This window comes from Helicobacter pylori (assembly GCF_014496485.1).
Classification (GTDB): Bacteria; Campylobacterota; Campylobacteria; order Campylobacterales; family Helicobacteraceae; genus Helicobacter; species Helicobacter pylori_DD.
The window spans coordinates 1-20,589 of the sequence record NZ_JACTAX010000017.1 but is presented as its reverse complement, the minus strand read 5'-3'; the positions used below and the strand labels follow the sequence as shown (position 1 = coordinate 20,589).

The 20,589-nt window shown below is 40.1% G+C and carries 16 protein-coding genes, 1 other RNA gene and 1 pseudogene; 12 read left to right on the top strand and 6 right to left on the bottom strand.

Annotation, left to right across the window (positions count from 1 at the left end; all coding sequences use genetic code 11):
* The 7 genes and pseudogenes from IC572_RS08030 to IC572_RS07450 all read left to right on the top strand — a co-directional run.
* Positions 1 to 70, top strand: a pseudogene (locus IC572_RS08030) (RNA-guided endonuclease InsQ/TnpB family protein); the annotation flags it as partial.
* Between the two features lie 120 nt (positions 71 to 190).
* Positions 191 to 1,870 (top strand): DNA primase, encoded by a 1,680-nt coding sequence (dnaG, locus tag IC572_RS07475; protein WP_187855730.1) that lies wholly within the window; start codon positions 191 to 193, stop codon positions 1,868 to 1,870.
* The gene (locus IC572_RS07470; RefSeq protein WP_187855728.1) at positions 1,867 to 2,919 is read left to right on the top strand and encodes an MnmA/TRMU family protein; all 1,053 of its coding nucleotides are present in this window, start codon (positions 1,867 to 1,869) and stop codon (positions 2,917 to 2,919) included. The genes dnaG and IC572_RS07470 overlap by 4 nt, the downstream gene beginning before the upstream one ends.
* Before the next feature lie 89 nt (positions 2,920 to 3,008).
* The gene (locus tag IC572_RS07465; RefSeq protein WP_187855726.1) at positions 3,009 to 3,836 is read left to right on the top strand and encodes a DUF5718 family protein; all 828 of its coding nucleotides are present in this window, start codon (positions 3,009 to 3,011) and stop codon (positions 3,834 to 3,836) included.
* Between the two features lie 146 nt (positions 3,837 to 3,982).
* Positions 3,983 to 4,264, top strand: a complete 282-nt coding sequence (locus IC572_RS07460; protein ID WP_001272686.1) for a TrbC/VirB2 family protein — start codon at positions 3,983 to 3,985, stop codon at positions 4,262 to 4,264.
* Positions 4,264 to 4,527 carry a hypothetical protein gene (locus IC572_RS07455; protein WP_000584973.1) on the top strand — a complete coding sequence of 88 codons (264 nt, stop codon included), beginning with the start codon at positions 4,264 to 4,266 and terminating at the stop codon, positions 4,525 to 4,527. The genes IC572_RS07460 and IC572_RS07455 overlap by 1 nt, the downstream gene beginning before the upstream one ends.
* Position 4,528: 1 nt before the next feature.
* Positions 4,529 to 6,892 (top strand): VirB4 family type IV secretion/conjugal transfer ATPase, encoded by a 2,364-nt coding sequence (locus IC572_RS07450; protein WP_187855724.1) that lies wholly within the window; start codon positions 4,529 to 4,531, stop codon positions 6,890 to 6,892.
* 30 nt (positions 6,893 to 6,922) lie between these two features.
* Here the strand turns inward: IC572_RS07450 and ffs are convergent.
* Positions 6,923 to 7,020: signal recognition particle sRNA small type (gene ffs, locus IC572_RS07445), an RNA gene on the bottom strand.
* Positions 7,021 to 7,103: 83 nt separating this feature from the next.
* Here ffs and IC572_RS07440 point away from each other — a divergent pair.
* The 3 genes from IC572_RS07440 to nspC all read left to right on the top strand — a co-directional run bounded on the left by IC572_RS07440 (position 7,104) and on the right by nspC (position 10,813).
* Positions 7,104 to 8,534, top strand: coding sequence for a COG3014 family protein (locus IC572_RS07440; RefSeq protein ID WP_187855722.1), 1,431 nt, complete (start codon positions 7,104 to 7,106; stop codon positions 8,532 to 8,534).
* 99 nt (positions 8,535 to 8,633) lie between these two features.
* Positions 8,634 to 9,599 carry a chemotaxis protein CheV1 gene (gene cheV1 / locus IC572_RS07435; RefSeq protein WP_039087050.1) on the top strand — a complete coding sequence of 322 codons (966 nt, stop codon included), beginning with the start codon at positions 8,634 to 8,636 and terminating at the stop codon, positions 9,597 to 9,599.
* Complete coding sequence (nspC, locus tag IC572_RS07430) at positions 9,596 to 10,813, top strand: carboxynorspermidine decarboxylase (RefSeq protein WP_187855721.1); 1,218 nt, start codon at positions 9,596 to 9,598, stop codon at positions 10,811 to 10,813. Before cheV1 ends, nspC begins: the two co-directional genes overlap by 4 nt.
* Positions 10,814 to 10,822: 9 nt before the next feature.
* Here nspC and lpxE read toward each other — a convergent pair whose 3' ends face one another.
* From lpxE to IC572_RS07410, 4 genes are all read right to left on the bottom strand, one after another.
* The gene (gene lpxE, locus IC572_RS07425) at positions 10,823 to 11,395 is read right to left on the bottom strand and encodes a lipid A 1-phosphatase LpxE (protein ID WP_187855719.1); all 573 of its coding nucleotides are present in this window, start codon (positions 11,393 to 11,395) and stop codon (positions 10,823 to 10,825) included.
* A gap of 9 nt (positions 11,396 to 11,404) precedes the next feature.
* Positions 11,405 to 12,976, bottom strand: a complete 1,572-nt coding sequence (eptA, locus tag IC572_RS07420; RefSeq protein ID WP_187855717.1) for a phosphoethanolamine--lipid A transferase EptA — start codon at positions 12,974 to 12,976, stop codon at positions 11,405 to 11,407.
* Positions 12,977 to 13,576: 600 nt separating this feature from the next.
* Entirely contained in the window at positions 13,577 to 15,682 is a 2,106-nt protein-coding gene (labA, locus tag IC572_RS07415) for a Hop family adhesin LabA (RefSeq protein WP_187855715.1), read from the bottom strand.
* Between the two features lie 770 nt (positions 15,683 to 16,452).
* A complete protein-coding gene (locus tag IC572_RS07410) occupies positions 16,453 to 17,733 on the bottom strand; it encodes a citrate synthase (RefSeq protein ID WP_187855713.1) in 1,281 nt (426 codons plus the stop codon).
* 198 nt (positions 17,734 to 17,931) lie between these two features.
* Here IC572_RS07410 and icd point away from each other — a divergent pair, with 198 nt between their 5' ends.
* The gene (icd, locus tag IC572_RS07405) at positions 17,932 to 19,209 is read left to right on the top strand and encodes an isocitrate dehydrogenase (NADP(+)) (RefSeq protein ID WP_000323995.1); all 1,278 of its coding nucleotides are present in this window, start codon (positions 17,932 to 17,934) and stop codon (positions 19,207 to 19,209) included.
* A gap of 67 nt (positions 19,210 to 19,276) precedes the next feature.
* Positions 19,277 to 19,804: a DUF1523 family protein gene (locus IC572_RS07400; protein WP_181802008.1), complete on the top strand. Its 528-nt coding sequence runs from the start codon at positions 19,277 to 19,279 to the stop codon at positions 19,802 to 19,804.
* Here the strand turns inward: IC572_RS07400 and bioD are convergent.
* Positions 19,781 to 20,437, bottom strand: coding sequence for a dethiobiotin synthase (gene bioD, locus IC572_RS07395; RefSeq protein WP_187855711.1), 657 nt, complete (start codon positions 20,435 to 20,437; stop codon positions 19,781 to 19,783). The genes IC572_RS07400 and bioD overlap by 24 nt on opposite strands.
* Between the last annotated feature and the right edge of the window lie 152 nt (positions 20,438 to 20,589).

The window sequence follows — 20,589 nt, the reverse complement described above, 5'->3', positions numbered from 1 at the left end:
CAAAGGGTTAAGTCTTTTTGGGGTAGGAAATATCCATGCAGACTTTAAAGAACAAAGCCTTTCGTGTTAGTGTCCATTAGGGCGCTTTAGTTAGGAAGCTCCTTGCTTTAGCAAGGGGTGGTTTCACTTATTGAGTATAATTCATTCAAACAGCTTAAAACAAGAAAGCAAGATGAAGAAAGCATGAAAAATGATTCTTAAAAGTTCCATTGATCGCCTTTTGCAAACGATAGATATTGTAGAAGTCATTAGCTCTTATGTGGATTTGAGGAAATCAGGTTCTAGCTACATGGCTTGTTGCCCTTTTCATGAAGAAAGGAGCGCGAGTTTTAGCGTCAATCAAGTTAAAGGGTTTTACCATTGCTTTGGGTGTGGGGCGAGCGGGGATAGCATTAAATTTGTGATGGCGTTTGAAAAGCTTTCGTTTGTGGAAGCGCTTGAGAAATTAGCCCACCGATTCAATATAGCTTTAGAGTATGACAAAGGCGTTTATTACGATCATAAAGAAGATTACCACCTTTTAGAAATGGTGAGTTCGTTGTATCAAGAAGAGCTTTTTAACGCTCCGTTTTTTTTGAATTATTTGCAAAAAAGAGGGCTTAGCCTAGAGAGCATCAAAGCGTTTAAATTAGGCTTATGCACGAATAGAATTGATTACGGCATTGAAAATAAAGGCTTGAATAAGGACAAGCTCATTGAATTGGGCGTGTTAGGCAAGAGCGATAAAGAGGATAAAACCTATTTGCGTTTTTTGGATCGCATCATGTTCCCTATTTATAGCCCTAGTGCTCAAGTGGTGGGCTTTGGAGGGCGCACCTTAAAAGAAAAAGCGGCCAAGTATATCAATTCGCCCCAAAGTAAGCTTTTTGATAAATCCAGTTTGCTCTATGGCTATCATTTGGCTAAAGAACACATCTATAAACAAAAGCAAGTCATTGTAACAGAAGGGTATTTGGATGTGATTTTATTGCACCAGGTGGGTTTTAAAAACGCCATAGCCACGCTTGGGACAGCTTTAACGCCATCGCATTTGCCCTTGCTTAAAAAAGGCGATCCAGAAATCCTTTTGAGCTATGATGGGGATAAGGCAGGGCGGAATGCGGCTTATAAAGCGAGCTTAATGTTGGCTAAAGAGCAAAGGAAAGGGGGGGTGGTTTTATTTGAAAACAATCTCGATCCTGCGGATATGATCGCTAATGGCCAGATTGAAACCTTAAAAGACTTGTTATCGCGCCCCATGGCTTTTATTGAATTTGTTTTAAGGCGCATGGCGGATTCCTATCTTTTAGACGATCCTTTAGAAAAAGATAAGGCCCTTAAAGAAATGTTAGGGTTTTTAAAAAACTTTTCCTTGCTTTTACAAAACGAATACAAGCCCTTAATCGCTACCCTTTTGCAAGTGCCTTTGCATGTTTTAGGGGTTAGAGAGCGAGCCTCTTTTCAGCCTTTTTACCCCAAAACAGAAAAACCCAATCTTGCTCAAAAATTCGCTCATGTTCCTAACACGATGAGTTTGGAATTTTTAGAAAAATTAGTGATCCGCTATCTTTTAGAAGACAGAAGTTTGTTGGATTTGGCGGTGGGTTATATCCATAGTGGGGTATTCTTGCATAAAAAACAAGAATTTGACGCTTTGTGTCAAGAAAAATTGGACGACCCTAAATTAGTTGCGTTATTATTAGATGCGAATTTACCCCTAAAAAAAGGGGGTTTTGAAAAGGAATTGCGTTTGTTGATTTTGCGCTATTTTGAGCGGCAACTCAAAGAAATCCCTAAAAGCCCGCTCCCGTTTAGCGAAAAAATGATCTGTTTAAAAAAGGCTCGCCAGGCCATTATGAAATTAAAACAAGGAGAATTAGTCGCCATATGAAACAAATAAAAGCTTTAGCCCTATTCAGTGGGGGGTTGGATAGTTTGTTGTCCATGAAATTACTCATTGATCAAGGCATTGAAGTAACCGCCTTACACTTTAATATAGGGTTTGGGGGGAATAAAGATAAAAGAGAGTATTTTGAAAACGCCACCGCGCAAATCGGGGCTAAGCTCTTGGTGTGCGATATTAGAGAGCAGTTTTTTAACGATGTGTTGTTCAAGCCCAAATACGGCTATGGGAAATATTTCAACCCTTGCATTGACTGCCATGCCAACATGTTTAGGAACGCTTTTTATAAAATGCTTGAGTTGGACGCGGATTTTGTTTTGAGCGGGGAGGTGCTAGGGCAACGCCCTAAATCCCAAAGGAAAGAAGCGCTCAATCAGGTGAGGAAATTAGTCAGAGAGGTGGGCGAAGAGGCGCGTTTTGATAAAGTTTTAGACCGAACGCAAGCAGGCGGTGAAAAACCGCAATTTTTAGACGAATTGCTCTTAAGGCCCATGAGCGCTAAACTCTTAGAGCCTACTTTTATGGAAAAAAAGGGTTTTGTTGATAGAGAAAAGCTTTTAGATGTGAGCGGTAGGGGGCGTGCTAGGCAATTGCAAATGATCAAAGATTACGGCTTGAAATATTATGAAAAGCCAGGTGGGGGGTGCTTGCTTACGGACATTCAAGTGAGTAATAAGATTAAGAATTTGAAAGAATACAGAGAAATGGTGTTTGAAGATAGCGTGATTGTCAAAAACGGGCGTTATTTTATCTTGCCCCATAACGCTCGTTTGGTGGTGGCAAGGAATGAAGAAGAAAACCATAAATTAGACATTGAGCACCCCTTAATGGATAAGATTGAATTATTAAGCTGTAAAGGCCCTTTGAGTTTAGTGGATAAAAACGCCAGCAAAGAAGATAAAGAATTGGCCGGCCGTATCGCTTTAGGCTATGCTAAGACTTTAAAAAATCAAGCTTACCTCATTCAAATAGGGAATGAAAAGCGCGAGCTTTACCCTTTGGATAAAGAGAGCGCTAGGGAGTATTTGTTCGCTTGAAAGGGGAGTTTTTGAGAATTTTAGGGGTTTTCTTTTTATGCTATAATGAAAAAAGCTCTAATGATTAAGCTATTTGCCAGGAGGTTTGCATGCAAGAGTTTTTAGGTTTTGGTGTGGTGGGGAATTTTGCAGGGCATTTGGAGCAAGCAGGAGAGAGTCATAGTTTTATTAACATGAAAAGCGAAGAAAAGGACGCCCCTAAGGGGTTGTTCCCTTTTTATATCCCGTATGAGAATTGCTATTTGGGGCGTTGTTGCATTAATAACCATAAGATTATTTTGCCTAATGATTTGAATTTGAAAGTGCAAGCAGAGCCAGAAATCGCTTTAGAATGCGATGTTAAATACGATGAAAAACATTTGGTAACCAAGCTTGTGCCTAATTTTTTCATGGCGTTTAATGACGCTTCTGTGCGTAATTTAGACGCCGCAAAGCTCTCCCAAAAAAAGAATTTTTCACCAGCTTCTAAAGGCATAGGGCAGAAATTGCCTATTGATAGGTTTGTTTATGGGGGGGTGTGCAACAATTTTTCTATCGCGTCTTTTTTGAAATACGATAATGTTTGGCACATCTATGGGGAAAACAGCAAATTGCTCAAATACGAGTTTTTTTATCAAAAACTCTTATACTGGATCAAAGACAGATTGAACCACCAACAAGATGGCGATTCTTTAGAGGCTTTAAGACCTTTTTTAGAGCGCCATAATTTCCCCACTAAAATGATTTTTGCGATAGGGGCTACCCCTTATATGCCTTTTGCGCAAGAGCATTTTTTGCAAAAAGGCGATGAGGTGGTGATTATCGCTTACAACCATTTACAATACAGCTTTGAAAAGATTCAAAACCTCTTAGAAGAAGACGCCCTACAAACCAAAGAACACGCTAATCTTTCTTATGTCTATCAAATCGTAGAGTAGTAAGGCTTTTTTCTCTTTAGCTTTGCTTTTTTACCCCTTTTAAAGATAAAAAACACCCCTTTTGACCCCCTTTTAGAGGATTTTTATGGTTTTTTTGAGATAATAAAGCGTTATAAAGTTAATTAAAATTAAACAAAAGGGTTTTGATGTCCGCTCATTTTTTGAAAATCATTTTTTTAGTAGGCATGTGCGTTTCAAGTTTGTTCGCTGAAGGATTAGAAGGGTTTTTTAACGCCCTAGAAGCCCAGCTCAAAAGCCCCATCGCTAAGGGGATTTTAATGGTGATTTTCATAGGGATCGCTATTTATGTGTGGAGGAATTTAGACCGGTGGAAAGAGATTTTATTCACGATCCTTGGCGTGGTGTTTGGGATCTTTTTATTCTTTAAGGCCCCGAGTTTGGCGAATTGGTTTATGGGAATTTTTTAATGATTATCCTGTCAGCGAGCGTGAAGAATTTGCGTGAAATTTCGGTTAAAGAAAAGTTTTTATGGCTGAACGCTAAATCTTATTTGATTTCTGTTTTTGTGCCTTTTATCTTGCTCCCTTGGATTGATTTATTGAGCGCTTTTTTATTGTATTTAGGGTTTTTAGCGCTCTTTAGCGTGCTGGAATTTTTTGATGAAGACATTGCAGATATTATCGTGGCTAAAAGCAAAATAAAGACTAAAACCAAATGTTATAGAGCGTAGGATGTTAGAAAAGCTTTTAGGCGCTATCAAGCAAAAAGTTTCAAACTATTTTTTAGGGGTTTTGCCTAAAAGCTATTCTATGAGCGAAGAAAACAACATTTTAGGCTTGTATGATGAGCATTTTTTACTCACTAAAAACGAAAACTTAGTGGGCATTCTCCGTTTAGAGGGGGTGAGTTACACCCATTTAAGCACAGAGCAATTGCAAGATCTTTTCACCGAGCGCCAAATGGCTTTGGATTCTTTGGAAAAAGTCGTGGCGCGCCTCGTGGTTAAAAGGCGTAAAATTGATTATAAACAAAACATTCAAGCTGACTCTCAATACTTGCAAGCGATTTTGAACCAGTTTGAAAACAAAGAAGTGTATGAAAACCAGTATTTTTTAGTTTTAGAAAGCACTCACTCTTTACAGGGCGTTTTAGAGCATAAGAAAAAATCCTTAATGCATGCCAATAGGGAAAATTTTAAGGACATTCTCTCTTATAAAGCGCATTTTTTGCAAGAAACTTTAAAAAGCTTAGAAATCCAGCTCAAAAATTATGCCCCCAAACTCTTAAGTTCTAAAGAGGTTTTGAATTTTTATGCAGAATACATTAACGGGTTTGATCTCCCCTTAAAACCCCTAGTAGGGGGGTATTTGAGCGACAGCTATATCGCTAGCTCTATCACTTTTGAAAAAGATTATTTCATTCAAGAAAGCTTTAATCAAAAAACCTATAACCGCTTGATTGGTATTAAAGCTTATGAGAGCGAACGCATCACTTCTATAGCGGTGGGAGCGCTTTTATACCAAGAGACGCCACTAGATATTATCTTTTCCATAGAGCCTATGAGCGTGCATAAAACGCTGAGTTTTTTAAAAGAGAGAGCCAAGTTTAGCATGTCTAATCTCGTTAAAAACGAGTTACTAGAATACCAAGAATTAGTCAAAACCAAACGCCTATCCATGCAAAAATTCGCCCTAAACATTCTTATCAAAGCCCCCAGTTTAGAGGATTTAGACACTCAAACCAGCTTAGTTTTAGGGCTTTTATTTAAAGAGAATTTAGTGGGCGTTATAGAAACTTTTGGCTTGAAAGGGGGGTATTTTTCCTTTTTCCCTGAACGCATCCACTTAAACCACCGCTTGCGTTTTTTAACCTCTAAAGCCTTAGCGTGTTTAATGGTGTTTGAAAGGCAAAGTTTAGGCTTTAAGGCTAATTCATGGGGGAATAGCCCTTTGAGCGTGTTTAAAAATTTGGATTATTCCCCTTTTTTATTCAATTTCCACAACCAAGAAGTGAGCCACAAGAACGCTAAAGAAATTGCCAGAGTGAACGGGCATACTTTAATCATAGGGGCTACCGGGAGCGGTAAAAGCACGCTGATTAGCTTTTTAATGATGAGCGCTTTGAAATACCAAAACATGCGCCTTTTGGCTTTTGACAGGATGCAAGGGCTGTATTCTTTCACAAAATTTTTTAAAGGGCATTACCATGACGGCCAATCTTTTAGCATCAATCCCTTTTGTTTAGAGCCTAATTTACAGAATCTAGAATTTTTGCAATCCTTCTTTTTGAGCATGTTGGATCTTGCCCCTTCAAGGGATAAAGAAGCCTTAGAAGACATGAATGCGGTTTCTGGTGCGATTAAGAGCCTTTATGAGACTTTATACCCTAAAGCCTTTAGTTTGCTAGATTTTAAAGAAACGCTTAAAAGAACCTCATCTAACCAACTAAGCTTGAGCTTGGAGCCGTATTTGAATAACCCCCTTTTTAACGCTTTGAATGACGCGTTCAACTCCAACGCTTTTTTAAACGTGATAAACCTAGACACCATCACCCAAAACCCCAAAGACTTAGGGCTTTTAGCCTATTACTTGTTTTATAAAATCTTAGAAGAATCCAGGAAAAACGACAGCGGTTTTTTGGTTTTTTTAGACGAGTTTAAATCCTATGTGGAAAACGATTTGTTGAACACCAAAATCAACGCTTTAATCACGCAAGCCAGAAAAGCTAATGGCGTGGTGGTGTTGGCCTTGCAAGATATTTACCAATTAAGCGGGGTTAAAAACGCCCATAGTTTTTTAAGCAACATGGGGACTCTTATTTTGTATCCGCAAAAAAACGCTAGGGAGTTGAAACACCATTTCAATGTGCCTTTGAGCGAGACTGAAATTTCTTTTTTAGAAAACACCCCTTTGTATGCCAGGCAGGTTTTAGTCAAAAATCTGGGTAACGGGAATTCTAACATGATTGATGTGAGTTTGGAGGGCTTGGGGCGTTATTTGAAAATCTTTAATTCGGATTCTAGCCATGTCAATAAAGTGAAAGCGTTACAAAAAGACTACCCTACAGAGTGGCGTGAGAAGCTTTTGAAGAGCTAGTTTTAAAAAGTTAATACCAATTTGAAGCACTCCTATTCAGATGGCTAAGGCACACAAGAAATTAGGGGACTCTGCTGTATTCCTACCCTGAAGCGTTACCCTAAATTCCTATTGCATAGGTCTAAATAAGAGCTTGGGGATCATTTTAACCATAGAAAGCTTATGTTTTCATTAAAAATGTTATGATACGCTCAAATAGTCAAGCAAAAAAATGTCAATTAAAAGGGTTAGATTGAAAATATTCGTTCTGTTGATGTCGGTAATTTTAGGAATATCATTAACAGGTTGCATAGGCTATCGTATGGACTTAGAACATTTTAACACGCTCTATTATGAAGAAAGCCCTAAAAAAGCTTATGAATATTCCAAACAATTCACTAAGAAAAAAAAGAACGCTCTTTTATGGGACTTGCAAAACGGCTTGAGCGCTTTATACGCAAGAGATTACGAGACTTCTTTAGGGGTATTAGATCAAGCCGAGCAACGCTTTGATAAAACGCAAAGCGCTTTCACAAGAGGGGCTGGTTATGTGGGCGCTACCATGATTAATGATAACGTGCGCGCTTATGGGGGGAATATTTATGAGGGCGTTTTAATCAATTATTACAAAGCGATAGACTACATGCTTTTAAACGATAGCGCGAAAGCTAGGGTGCAATTCAACCGCGCGAACGAACGCCAGCGCAGGGCTAAAGAATTTTATTATGAGGAAGTGCAAAAAGCCATTAAAGAGATCGATTCTAGCAAAAAGCACAATATTAATATGGAACGCTCTAGGGTAGAAGTGAGCGAGATTTTAAACAACACCTATTCTAATTTAGACAAATACGAAGCTTATCAAGGCTTGCTTAACCCGGCGGTTTCGTATCTTTCAGGGTTGTTTTACGCTTTAAATGGGGATAAGAATAAGGGGTTAGGCTATCTTAATGAAGCCTATGGGATCAGTCAAAGCCCTTTTGTAGCCCAAGACTTGGTTTTTTTTAAAAACCCTAACAGGAGCCATTTCACTTGGATCATCATTGAAGATGGTAAAGAGCCGCAAAAAAGCGAATTTAAAATTGATGTGCCTATTTTTATGATCGATTCGGTTTATAACGTGAGTATAGCCTTGCCCAAGCTAGAAAAAGGGGAAGCGTTTTATCAAAATTTCACTCTTAAAGATGGAGAAAAAGTAACGCCCTTTGACACTTTAGCCTCAATAGATGCGGTGGTCGCGAGCGAATTCAGGAAGCAGTTGCCCTATATTATCACTAGAGCCATTCTATCGGCTACTTTTAAGGTGGGCATGCAAGCGGTGGCGAACTATTATTTGGGGTTTGTTGGAGGGTTAGTAACTTCGTTGTATTCAGGTGTGAGCACCTTTGCAGACACCAGAAACACGAGCATTTTTGCCCATAAAATCTATCTTATGCGTATCAAAAATAAAGCTTTTGAAAATTATGAAGTTCGAGCTGATTCTATTGACGCTTTTTCGTTTTCATTAAAGCCCTGTAAAAGATCGCTTGAAAGCCCCAAAGTCATTGACGCTAGGGAATTGCTTTCAGGGTTTGTAACAGCCCCACAAATCTTTTGCTCTAACCGCCATAATATTTTATATGTGCGCAGCTTTAAAAACGGGTTTGTTTTGAGTCATTTAAAATGATTTAAAAAAACCCCAAAGATAGTTTTTAAGTGTCGTTGGCATTAAACACAAACACGATATAATTATAAAACGATACGAAACCTAAATTAAGGGGAAGTCATGGCTGATAGTTTAGCGGGCATTGATCAAGTTACGAGTTTGCATAAAAATAACGAGTTGCAATTGTTGTGTTTCAGGCTGGGTAAAAACAAGGATTTGTATGCGGTCAATGTCTTTAAGATCCGTGAAGTGGTGAAATACCATGGCAATCTCACCATCATCAGCCACGAAAACAATTCGCTTGTTGAGGGGCTAATCATTATAAGAGAGCTCACCATTCCCTTGATTGATATGAAAAAATGGTTTTATTATGACAGCCAAAACAAAAACAAGGATTTACGCCCTTATAGGATAGAAAAAGACAAGGGCGAAGACGATATTGTCATGATTTGTGAGTTTTCTCGCTGGACCATAGGGGTTAGGATCTATGAAGCGGATAGGATTTTGAGCAAGAAATGGACTGAAATGGAGCAAAGCGCTGGATTAGGGGGATCTGCAGGCAACAACAAGCTCGTGAGCCGCACGCGCTATTTTGATGGGCGCTTGGTGCAAGTGGTGGATATTGAAAAAATGCTTATAGATGTGTTCCCTTGGATTGAAGATGAAAAACACAGCGATTTAGAGACGCTCTCTAAAATCCATTCTAACCAATGCGTTTTGCTCGCTGATGACTCCCCAAGCGTTTTAAAAACCATGCAAATGATTTTAGACAAGCTAGGCGTCAAGCATATAGATTTTATCAATGGTAAAACCTTATTAGAGCATTTATTCAGCCCCACAACCGATGTGAGCAACATTGGCCTGATTATTACCGATTTAGAAATGCCAGAAGCGAGCGGTTTTGAAGTGATCAAACAGGTTAAAAACGATCCTTTGACTTCAAAAATCCCTATCGTGGTCAATTCTTCTATGAGCGGCAGCTCTAATGAAGACATGGCCAGGAGTTTGAAGGCCGATGATTTCATCTCCAAGTCTAACCCCAAAGACATCCAGCGAGTGGTTAAGCAATTTTTGGAATTAGCATGAAAAAATACAGCGCTATCCCCACCCCTTGCTATGTGCTAGAGAGCGAACGCTTAGAGAAAAACGCCAAGATTTTAGAAATCGTGCGCCAACAAAGTGGGGCAAAGGTTTTGCTCGCTTTAAAGGGGTATGCGTTTTGGCGTGAGTTTGGGATTTTGAGGCAAAAATTGAACGGGTGTTGCGCGAGCGGTCTTTATGAGGCTAAGCTCGCTTTTGAAGAATTTGGGGGGCGAGAGAGCCATAAGGAGATTTGCGTTTATAGCCCAGCTTTTAAAGAGGCTGAAATGAGCGCGATTTTACCCCTAGCGACAAGCATCATTTTTAACTCTTTTTACCAATACGCTACCTATAAAGACAGGATTTTAGATAAAAACAAGCAATTAGAAAACTTGGGCTTAAGCCCCATTAAAATGGGCTTGAGGATCAACCCTCTCTACAGCGAAGTAACCCCAGCGATCTATAACCCATGCTCTAAAATGAGCCGGTTAGGGATTACGCCTAGCGGATTTGAAAGGGGGGTGAAAGAGCATGGCTTAGAGGGGGTGAGCGGGTTGCATTTCCATACGCATTGCGAGCAAAACGCTGACGCTTTGTGCCGGACTTTAGAGCATGTGGAAAGGCATTTCAAGCCCTATTTAGAAAATATGGCGTGGGTGAATTTTGGTGGGGGGCATCATATCACTAAGAGCGATTATGATGTGAATTTGCTCATCCAAACGATTAAGGATTTTAAAGAGCGTTATCATGATATAGAAGTGGTTTTAGAGCCGGGGGAAGCCATAGGGTGGCAATGCGGGTTTTTGATCGCAAGCGTGATAGACATCGTTCAAAACGATCAAGAAATTGCGATTTTAGACGCTTCTTTTAGCGCTCACATGCCCGATTGCCTAGAAATGCCTTATCGCCCTAGTATTCTTAAGGTTTCCGTAGAAAACGATGAAGAAATTATTGAAGTTGAAAAGGGCGAAAATCAAGGGGCGTTTTCTTATTTTTTAGGCGGCCCTACTTGTTTAGCGGGGGATTTTATGGGGAGTTTTAGCTTTGATACGCCTTTAAAAAGGGGCGATAAAATCGTGTTTCAAGACATGCTCCATTATACGATTGTCAAAAACAATTCGTTTAATGGCGTGCCACTGCCAAGCCTGGCTAAATTGGATCAACAAGGGTTTAAAATCCTTAAAAACTTTTCTTATGAAGATTATAAAAACAGAAACTAGATCTTTTGATTAAGGCTTTTTGGGGCTTGTAAAAAGGCTTACGCACAACATTCCAACGCCAAGCCCGGCCAACACCGCGCCAATGGTGTGCATGTCTAAATAAATGCGAGCGAGCATGGTTAAAGGGACTAGGGGTAAGAGCCAAAAGTATTTTTTAAAAGAATAACGGCGCATTAAAAACGCCACCGCCAACCCCACCATAGACGAATGCCCGCTTGGCATGTTGAAATTACCCCCATAAGGGCGCTCGCCCAAACGCCGCTCATTGATCGTTACATGGTTTAAGGCTCTTTTAGTGGTGTGCGTGAGGAGGGTTGTAGCGATAGAGGCGTTAGCGACTTGAAAAAGCCCTACCGCATCTCTTTGAATCAAGGGAATCGCCACAGATAAAATCGTAGGGATAAAGCGCGCATAATGCTCGGTGAAATGAAACACTAAAGGCACGCTAGGCTGTTTAGGGACTTTAGGAAAGGGCGCAAAAACGCCTAGTAAAATCAAGCCCAAACTGAGCGCTAACAAAGTTTTAGAAAAGCTTTTAGGCAGGCTTTCCAAAAATTTTTGTTTAAATAAGAATATTTTCATGCGTGTTATTTACTCTTTTTTGTGTTTGAGCAAGTCCAAAGAAGGGCGATAAACAACGCTTGGGGTTTTAAAATCTTCAAACACCCCTAAAACGCTATGGAAAATAACGTTTTGATTAATGGGGGTTTGGGTTTGAATGATGGAATGCTCCTTTTTAAAAAGATCATTGGCATAAAGAATAAAGGGGATCTCGTATTGTTCTTTGGGGGCGATGCTTTTAGGAATGCCATGCAAATAGAACGCTTCTTCGCCCAAACTTTCGCCATGATCGCTTAAATAAATCATTAGGGCGGGTTGCTTGGCTTTTTTGAGCATGCTAATGATTTTGTCTAACAGATAGTCGTTATAAAAAATGGTGTTGTCATAGGCGTTAATCAGGCTTTCTTTGGAGCAAGAAGACAGATCAGCGCTTGAGCAATAAGGCTTAAACACCCTAAAATTTAAAGGCACTTTGTTGTCGTAGTTGGGGCCATGCGAGCCGGCAAGGTGTAAGATGAGTAAGACATTTTCGTTAGAGTGTTCTTTTAAAAGGTCAGGCAAATTATAGAGTAAGGATTCATCATAAGGAGCGATCGCTTCACAATTGGGGCATTTTTGAATCAATTCATAGTTTTTAAGATAGCTTGTAACCTTAACATTCTTTTCGCCATCGTTCGCACTATACCAAAAGACTTTGATACCGGCTTTAGTCAAGTAAGTGGGCAAATTTTCATAGGTGTTCAAGCTGTTTTTAAAAGAAGAATCTAAAATGCATTCCAAACTCGCTGTCGTGTAAGTGGCACAAGAAGTGGCGTTAAAAAGAGTGAGTTCATTATCGGCTAAACGCTTGCTTAGTCTTGGGGTGGTGGGTTTTTGATAGCCATAAAGGGCGTAATTATGCTTCCTAGCACTTTCGCCAATGACTAGCACCACAAACGAATGAGAATGGTTGGGCGAAAAGAGAGGGAGCGGCTTGATAGTGGGGGCGAAAAATTTAAGAGCGCTCACTCTAAAAGCGTTCACGCTATAAGCGAAGGGCAAAATTAAGCCCCCTATGAATTTCGCATGCTTGTCAAACCACAGCCAATTTTTAGCGTTAGCTAAAGCGCTAGCGATAAAGATAAACACTAACGCCAAGATCGCTAAAAAGGGCACTTTTTTAGAAGAATTTTTAAGGGGGATTTTATAGATAATATAGCCAGGCAACACCCCAAAAACAACGATAAAAACAAATAATTTAACGCTCAAAAAGCCTAAAACTTCATGCGTGTTGGTGTTTAAGACATTACCCATCATGCTCTTATTTAAAAACACCTTATAAGCGCTAATGAAATAGAAAGCAACAGAATTAAGCAGGCTAAAAACAATCGCGCTCCAACGCATCAAAGAAGCAGAGATCAAGCCTAACGCCAAAAAAAGAGCGCCATTCACGCAAAAAAGCACCACAACCATCATGGCGATAAAACTAACTTGGTTGCTTTCTTTATAAACATAAGCGAACAAAGGGAAATGGTATAAAACGCTAAAAATAAGGCTATAAAGCAAACCGGCTTGCAGACAACTTAGGGGTTTTAAAAACTTCAGATGGAATAATGATGCCAAACACGCCCCTTAAAATCAATCAATCTTAGGATTATATCGTAGGTATGGGGATTTTATGGTTTATTTTAAGACTAGAAAGCGCATTTTTTAGGGTGGCTTGCATTTAAGGGCTTTAAAGCGTGTTGGTTGTAGGATTTCATCATGCCCCATAGTTGCGATATGGGGCAAATCTGTTCTTAAAAGGGTTTATCATGAAAAGAAAGCATGATAAAAACTCTTGGTTAGTATTATACATTAAAATCTCTTTTAAGGGGTTTAAAGTGGTCTTTTCTATAGAAAAGTAATGTATTAGCCAAAGTTCCCCTAAGCCTAAAAAGCTTAGGGGTTTCCTTGTGGGTGGTTTGTCCTTGACTTTTGGGGCGTTTTCATTGGGTTATAAAAATGATCGCTTAAATAACGCTAATTTTTATTTAGATTGTAAAAAACGCCTTTGAGTATTTTTTATGATTAACGCTTGAAGTCAAAAAACTTTGTTTGGTGGAAAAAATTAAAAAAGTTTAGAAAAATAAAAGCTTTATGAAAAGTTAAAAAGCGAGTGAGAGAAGTCAGTGAAAAAAGATTAACCCCCTAAAAAGAGGGTTTAAAAAGGGGTTTAAGCTTTTAGTAAGCAAACACATAGTTGAGATACACGCTATAAAGCCTTCTGTATTGCAAGGTAGTGCCTAGCAAAGAATAGTAATTCGTGTTGATCGTGGGGATCTTCACGCCTAACTCCATGCCATGTTGCGCGCTATGATCAGCGCCTCTTCTCTTATTTCTGGCGAGATTGGTCCTTAAGCCCAGATTGAATAAGAATTGGAAGTTAGAGGTGTTGATTTTAGCTTTATAATAGTTATTCACATTCGCCAAATTCACATACTGAGAATTAAGCCATGAAGTCCCGGCTAGTTGGATGCCGCCAAACGCGCCAAAAGAAATCTTATTGTGTTTGGTGGCTTTATCGTTGATGAAATTCACTAACAAATCGCTCCCCACGCCATAAGTCCAAACATCAGAATCGGAGTTGAAAAATTGGGATTTGTTATAGGTGTGGTTGTAATCCACAAAGCCGTAGTATCTCGCGCCCCATCGTTTGTTTTTCCCAAAGAATTGCTTATAGCCCACTTGAAAGCCAATCCCATTCATCGCGCCGTTATTGGTGGTAGAAGCGGCGATTAAACCGGCGCGTCTGAAAGGGTTGCTGCCGAGTTCTTGACTCCTGGATTGTACTTGAGAATGGATGTTTGAGTCAATGTAGTAGTTATCCTGTATGCCTTGCGGGCTATTAGGGTTAGTCTTTTTGCTCACCACATTTTGTAAAGACTGAGCGTCAGGCAAGCTAGAGAGCGCCGCTGTGATGCTGTCATAGTGTTCGCCTAGCTTTTGATACTGGCCGCTGAAATTCGCTAAAGTGTAGGCGAGGTTTTGCGCGTTATGGATTTGCTCGGCTTGAGTGCCAAAATGAGCGATGCTGTCTTTTAGACTCGTTAAGGTCTCTCCCACATACGCGCAACCGGCTCCCCAAGTGTTAGAAGTAACCGTGCCAGATGGCGTGCCACGGAGATTGCCATCGCTACCCTTTTCATGGCACACCCCTAAAGAGTCTTTTACGAACGCTGCAGGGATTCTTTCAAAGTCTTTCACCACTGCTTGGGCGCGGTTTAAAATCTCCGCTTGCGCTCTAGCGTTAGCGAACATGCTTTGGGCGAAGTTGGCGTCTTTATAGGGGTTGAATGTCTTCCCGGTGTCTAGGTTGTGCTGGTTTTGCGCGTTTGCAGCAACGATCTTGGATTGCTCTACGGCTATTGCAGCGTTTTTGATCATGTCTTGAATCGCGCTGATTTCATTTTTAAAACTCCCGCACGCTGTCCCATCGCCTTTTATCTCTTTCCAATAGCCACCACCATTACTCAACCATGGGCATGCTTCATTAAGAGTGGTTAAAATAGTGCTGGCCTGTTTTAAAAGCTCTTGAGCGTTGTTGGACACTTTGATGTCTTCTTTAGTTTCTGTATAAGTCCCATCCACCCACTTGATTGAAACAAATCCATTAGTCCATGGGAATTTCCATCTTTCTCCTGGTTGGACGCTATCATTTCTCTTCCCTTTAATTTCAAAATTAAGTTCTTTGGTGTCGCTTAAGGCAGGAATATTTTGCCCGCTTGCTCCAAAAGCCTTTTGGATGATTTGATAAGCTCTATTGATTTTCGCGTAATTTTCAGTGGATATACCGCTCCATGGTCCTGGTTCATAAAATGAATCGCAAGTAATGGTAGTCCCCCCATTTGCTGGCACATTTTCAAAGGTTTGAACGCCCCCATTTTTGCCTTTGTCAGAGCCAGGGCCGCAAACGCTGATCGAATAGCTCATGACTTGCCACAACCCCGCTGCCGCATTCAAGGCTAAAAGCACCGCTTGATAGGCTGGGGAATTCTTTTTATCATTGATTAAATTCTTCGCGCTCGCGTTCAAATTGCCCCTTGCGTTATTGATAGCGTTAGGGTCGGCGGACTGCCTGATGAGAGTGTTTAGGACGCTATAATTCGTTAAAAGATTGTTCAATCTTTCATAGCTGTCTGAGAGTTCTTGAATGCCTTTAGTGTTTTTCACCATTTGAGAGGATTCACCGATTTGATAGCCCGCGCTCACAAAAAAGCCGTTGTCTTCAGCGCTTAAAGCGGAAACTAAAAGCGAACCTAAGGTTAATGACAGAAATTTTTTCTTCATGTTTTCTCCTTTACTTTATTAAAATAAGATTGATCTTGTCCGTAAATCTTGCGGAAATGTGTCTTTAAGTAAGACCATACCGCAAGCTTTCGTTAATATAGTATAAATTCATGGGATTTTGACATTAATGAGGCGTTTTTGCCCTTTCAAAAAAAAAAAAAAAAGGTTTTTGTAGCGTTTCTAAACAAATATGAAACAAATGAAAATGGTTTTAAAAGAAATGAGGTTGTTTGAATAGGGGTAGCTATCAAAAAAGGGGGTTTAACTTTGATTGTTTGGTGTGGTTGCTTGAGATTTGTTTGTAATAAAGCGGTTTTAAAAGAAATGAGGTTGTTTGAATAGGGGTAGCTATCAAAAAAGGGGGTTTAACTTTGATTGTTTTTGGTTTGGTTGTTTGAGATTTGTTTGTAATAAAGCGGTTTTAAAAGAAATGAGGTTGTTTGAATAGGGGTAGCTATCAAAAAAGGGGGTTTAACTTTGATTGTTTGGTGTGGTTGCTTTAGATTTGTTGTAAAAAGGATTTTTTCTAAAAAATAAGATTTGATTGCTTGAGATTTGTTATAAAAATGATTTTCTTAAGGAGATAAAAAGGTTTTGCAATCATTTTTCTCAAAAACTCAATGGTTTGCTTGTAAAAGTGGGGTTATTTTTGAGTTTTGGGGCGTTTGCATGCGGTTAAATTATCGCTCGCTTGGTGGGAGATCCTTACTCTTTTAAACAAGGCTTTAAGCGTTTCTTAAAGCCTAACCAACGCTCTATTCAAACAAAGCCTAATCCCCTACATAGACTTGTCTTGGGCGCGTGATCCTAGCTTGCGGGCTTTTGACATGCTCTAAAAGCTGAGCGCACCAGCCCACGGTTCTGCCTATGACAAACACCGGCGTGAAAAAACGCACTGGGATTTTTAAAGCCCTTAAAATCGTGCCGGAGTAAAAATCCACATTGGGGTAGAGATTCCTTTCAATGAAATACTCGTCTTTTAGTGCGATTTCTTCCACTTTCGCAGCGATTTCGCTCAATCTCTCGTCCATTTTAACGCCTTTTTTATGCAGTTCGTCTTTTAAGCCTTTTAAGATTTTTGCGCGCGGATCGTAGCTCTTATACACCCTATGCCCAAAGCCCATGAGTTTGAAATTATCGTTTTTGTCTTTCACGCGTGCGATGTATTTATCCACATTTTTCACATCGCCGATTTCTTCTAATTGTAAAAGCACTTTTTCATTCGCTCCGCCATGCAAATGCCCCCATAAAGCGCTAATGCCCGCGCTTATGGCTGCATAAGGATGCACGCCGGTGCTAGCGACATTCCTTACCGTGGTAGAAGAGGCGTTTTGGCTGTGGTCAGCGTGCAAGGTTAGGATTTTATCAAAGGCTTCCACTTCTAGGGGCGTGATTTCTACTTCGCCTTGAGTGGTGTGTTTTAAGCGGCTATAAGGATACCCTCTCAGCATGAAAAGGATATTTTCCACATAAGAGCGCGCGATGTCCGGATAAATAATGGGTGCTCCCACTTCATTACGATAGCAAATGGCCGCAAGCGTGGGGATTTTAGCGACAATCCTTCTGGCCATAGTCTGGTAATCTTCTTCAGTGTGCATGTTTTGGTGCGTGGAATAAAGGGTGGATAAAATAGACACACCGCTAGAGAGTTTCGCCATAGGGTGGGCGTTACTAGGGAAGGCTGAAAACATGTTTAACAAGCTCTCATGCACAAAGCTTCTGTGGCGTAATTCCAATTCAAACTCCAAGCTTTCTTCTTGATTTTTGGGTAATTCCCCTGTGAGGAGCAATTTGCACACATCTACATATTTGTATTTGACGACTAAATCTTCTATTCTATGCCCTCTGTAATACAATTCGCCTTTTTTGCCATTGACATAGCTGATCTTAGATTGGCACCCAGCGGTGGAAGAATACCCTGGATCGTAAGAAAAAAACCCGGTCGTTTCAAAAAGCTTGGAAAAATCCACCGCTTTAGGCCCACGAGTGCATTCAATCGTTTCAAATTCATAGCGTTCATTATTTTCATTATTGATTAAAGTAACAGACATTTGACTTCCTTAAGTTTTCAGAATGATAGCACTCCATTATAAGCCAAAAAATTAAATGATTTCTTTTTAAAAACATTCCGTTTTTTCAAGTTATTTCCAACCGCTACTTTTAAACACGCATTCAAAAAAAGATTTTTAGGGGTTATATAGTATTTTTATGTTAGTATAGCTACTTAAATTTTATAAAAAGGATAAGAGATGGCTTACAACCCTAAAATTTTACAAAAGCCTAAAGAGGGCGAAGAAATTACGATTAAAGACAACAAATTGCATGTGCCAAATTACCCCATTATCCCTTTCATTGAGGGCGATGGCATTGGATCAGATATTACCCCGGCGATGATTAAAGTCGTGGATAGCGCGGTTCAAAAGGCTTATAAGGGCGAGAAAAAAATCGCATGGTATGAAGTGTTTGTGGGCGAAAAATGCTATCAAAAATTTAAAGATCACAAGGAATTAAGCCCCGAAGAGCAATGGCTGTTACCGGACACTATTGAAGCGATTAACCATTATAAAGTTTCTATTAAAGGGCCTTTGACCACGCCTATTGGCGAGGGGTTTAGATCTTTGAATGTAGCGTTACGCCAAAAAATGGATCTGTATGTGTGCTTGAGACCGGTTCGGTGGTATGGGAGTCCGAGTCCGGTTAAAGAACCACAAAAAGTGGATATGGTGATTTTTAGAGAAAATTCTGAAGACATTTATGCGGGCATTGAGTGGCAAGAAGGCAGCGCGGAAGCGAAAAAACTCATCCATTTCTTACAAAATGAATTAAAGGTTAAAAAAATCCGCTTCCCTGAAAGCAGCGGCATAGGGGTAAAACCCATTAGCAAAGAAGGCACAGAGAGGCTGGTTAGGAAAGCGATTGAATACGCTATTGATAACGACAAGCCAAGCGTAACTTTTGTGCATAAGGGCAACATCATGAAATACACCGAAGGGGCGTTCATGAAATGGGGCTATGCGCTCGCTCAAAAAGAATTTAACGCTCAAGTCATTGATAAAGGCCCATGGTGTTCTTTGAAAAACCCTAAAACCGGTAAAGAAATCATCATTAAAGACATGATCGCTGACGCGTTTTTGCAACAAATCTTATTGCGCCCTAGCGAATACAGCGTCATTGCGACCATGAATTTGAACGGGGATTATATCTCTGATGCGTTAGCGGCGATGGTGGGAGGCATTGGTATCGCTCCTGGGGCTAATCTTAACGACACAGTGGGCATGTTTGAAGCCACCCATGGCACCGCTCCTAAATACGCTGGGCTGGATAAAGTCAATCCGGGGTCTATTATTTTGAGCGCGGAAATGATGTTAAGGCATATGGGTTGGGTGGAAGCGGCTGATTTGATCGTCTCTGCTATGGAAAAAGCGATTAAAAGCAAGAAAGTAACTTACGATTTCGCTCGTTTGATGGATGGGGCTAAAGAAGTGAAATGCTCTGAATTCGCTAGCGTGATGATTGAAAACATGTGAAAGAGCGTTTTTTAAGCTCTGGTGTTTGAATGTGAAAAAAAGGCTAATGCTATCATAAGGAATGAAGTTGATAAAATTTGTGCGTAATGTGGTTTTGTTCATTTTAACAGCGATCTTTTTAGCGCTCATGCTTTTAGTGAGCTATTGCATGCCCCATTATAGTGCGGCTGTCATTAGTGGGGTGGAAGTCAAAAGAATGAATGAAAATGAAAACACGCCCAACAATAAGGAAGTAAAAACCCTTGCTAGAGATGTCTATTTTGTGCAAACCTACGACCCTAAAGATCAAAAAAGCGTAACCGTTTATCGTAACGAAGACACGCGCTTTGGCTTCCCTTTTTATTTTAAGTTTAATTCGGCTGATATTTCAGCTCTCGCTCAAAGTTTAGTCAACCAGCAAGTGGAGGTGCAATACTATGGCTGGCGGATCAATTTGTTTAACATGTTCCCTAATGTGATTTTTTTAAAACCCTTAAAAGAGAGCGATGAGATGTCAAAACCCGTTTTTAGCTGGATTTTATACGCCTTGCTGTTAGGGGGCTTTTTTATCAGCGCGCGTTCTGTTTGCACTTTATTTAAGGGCAAAGCTCATTAATTCTTTTAGGCTTTGTTGGAAAATCACAATGGGGTTATTGGAGCGTTTGTTAAAAAGCTCAATATAGGGCAAACTGATGCTGTGAAAAGCGGTGTTGTTTCCTCTCAAATTGATAGCGATTTTATAGTCCAGTTGGTAGGATTTCAATAAAAAGTCATTCAGCAAACAATCATTGATTAAGCCCAAATTGTCATGGCTAATCAAAAGCATTTTGGCTTTTAACTTTAGGGCCAAATCCAGCATGTTTTCTTCTAAATTGATAGGCACGCATAACCCCCCAGCCCCTTCAACGATGACTAAATCGTAAGTTTTGGTGAAATTGTGAAGGCGTTGGGTTAAATGATTGGTATCAATGGGGTCGTTTTGGTTTTCTTCTTGTTGGGCGATGAGGGGGGCTGAAGCTTTATGATAACGATAGAATGAAATGTCTTTTAAGGTTAAAGAGCGATCTAAAAGGCGGTTATCTTGCAAGAACAAATGCGCATCGCTAGAGTGGTTAATGGCGTCATTAACGCCCGTTTCAATGGGCTTTAATAAAATCGTTCTAATGCCACAAGCGTTGCAATATTGGGCTAATAGCCTAGCGCATGTGGTTTTTCCAGCATTGGTGTTAGTCGCGCTGATAAAGAGCATGGTTTAACCTTTAAATTGATAGTCGTTACCTCTAAAGTGGTAAGCACCATCAAAGATTTGAGCGGTCAATACATTTTTGATTTGTGGTAACTTCACATTCTTTAACGCTTCTCGTGGGACTTCAATCACTAATTGGTTTAACGCTTGGTCGT

Bases quoted from the DNA above. Each gene is read 5' to 3' on its own strand.
- dnaG (WP_187855730.1), top strand. From the start codon at position 191: ATGATTCTTAAAAGTTCCATTGATCGCCTTTTGCAAACGATAGATATT.
- IC572_RS07470 (WP_187855728.1), top strand. From the start codon at position 1,867: ATGAAACAAATAAAAGCTTTAGCCCTATTCAGTGGGGGGTTGGATAGT.
- IC572_RS07465 (WP_187855726.1), top strand. From the start codon at position 3,009: ATGCAAGAGTTTTTAGGTTTTGGTGTGGTGGGGAATTTTGCAGGGCAT.
- IC572_RS07460 (WP_001272686.1), top strand. From the start codon at position 3,983: ATGTCCGCTCATTTTTTGAAAATCATTTTTTTAGTAGGCATGTGCGTT.
- IC572_RS07455 (WP_000584973.1), top strand. From the start codon at position 4,264: ATGATTATCCTGTCAGCGAGCGTGAAGAATTTGCGTGAAATTTCGGTT.
- IC572_RS07450 (WP_187855724.1), top strand. From the start codon at position 4,529: ATGTTAGAAAAGCTTTTAGGCGCTATCAAGCAAAAAGTTTCAAACTAT.
- IC572_RS07440 (WP_187855722.1), top strand. From the start codon at position 7,104: ATGTCAATTAAAAGGGTTAGATTGAAAATATTCGTTCTGTTGATGTCG.
- cheV1 (WP_039087050.1), top strand. From the start codon at position 8,634: ATGGCTGATAGTTTAGCGGGCATTGATCAAGTTACGAGTTTGCATAAA.
- nspC (WP_187855721.1), top strand. From the start codon at position 9,596: ATGAAAAAATACAGCGCTATCCCCACCCCTTGCTATGTGCTAGAGAGC.
- lpxE (WP_187855719.1), bottom strand. From the start codon at position 11,395: ATGAAAATATTCTTATTTAAACAAAAATTTTTGGAAAGCCTGCCTAAA.
- labA (WP_187855715.1), bottom strand. From the start codon at position 15,682: ATGAAGAAAAAATTTCTGTCATTAACCTTAGGTTCGCTTTTAGTTTCC.
- IC572_RS07410 (WP_187855713.1), bottom strand. From the start codon at position 17,733: ATGTCTGTTACTTTAATCAATAATGAAAATAATGAACGCTATGAATTT.
- icd (WP_000323995.1), top strand. From the start codon at position 17,932: ATGGCTTACAACCCTAAAATTTTACAAAAGCCTAAAGAGGGCGAAGAA.
- bioD (WP_187855711.1), bottom strand. From the start codon at position 20,437: ATGCTCTTTATCAGCGCGACTAACACCAATGCTGGAAAAACCACATGC.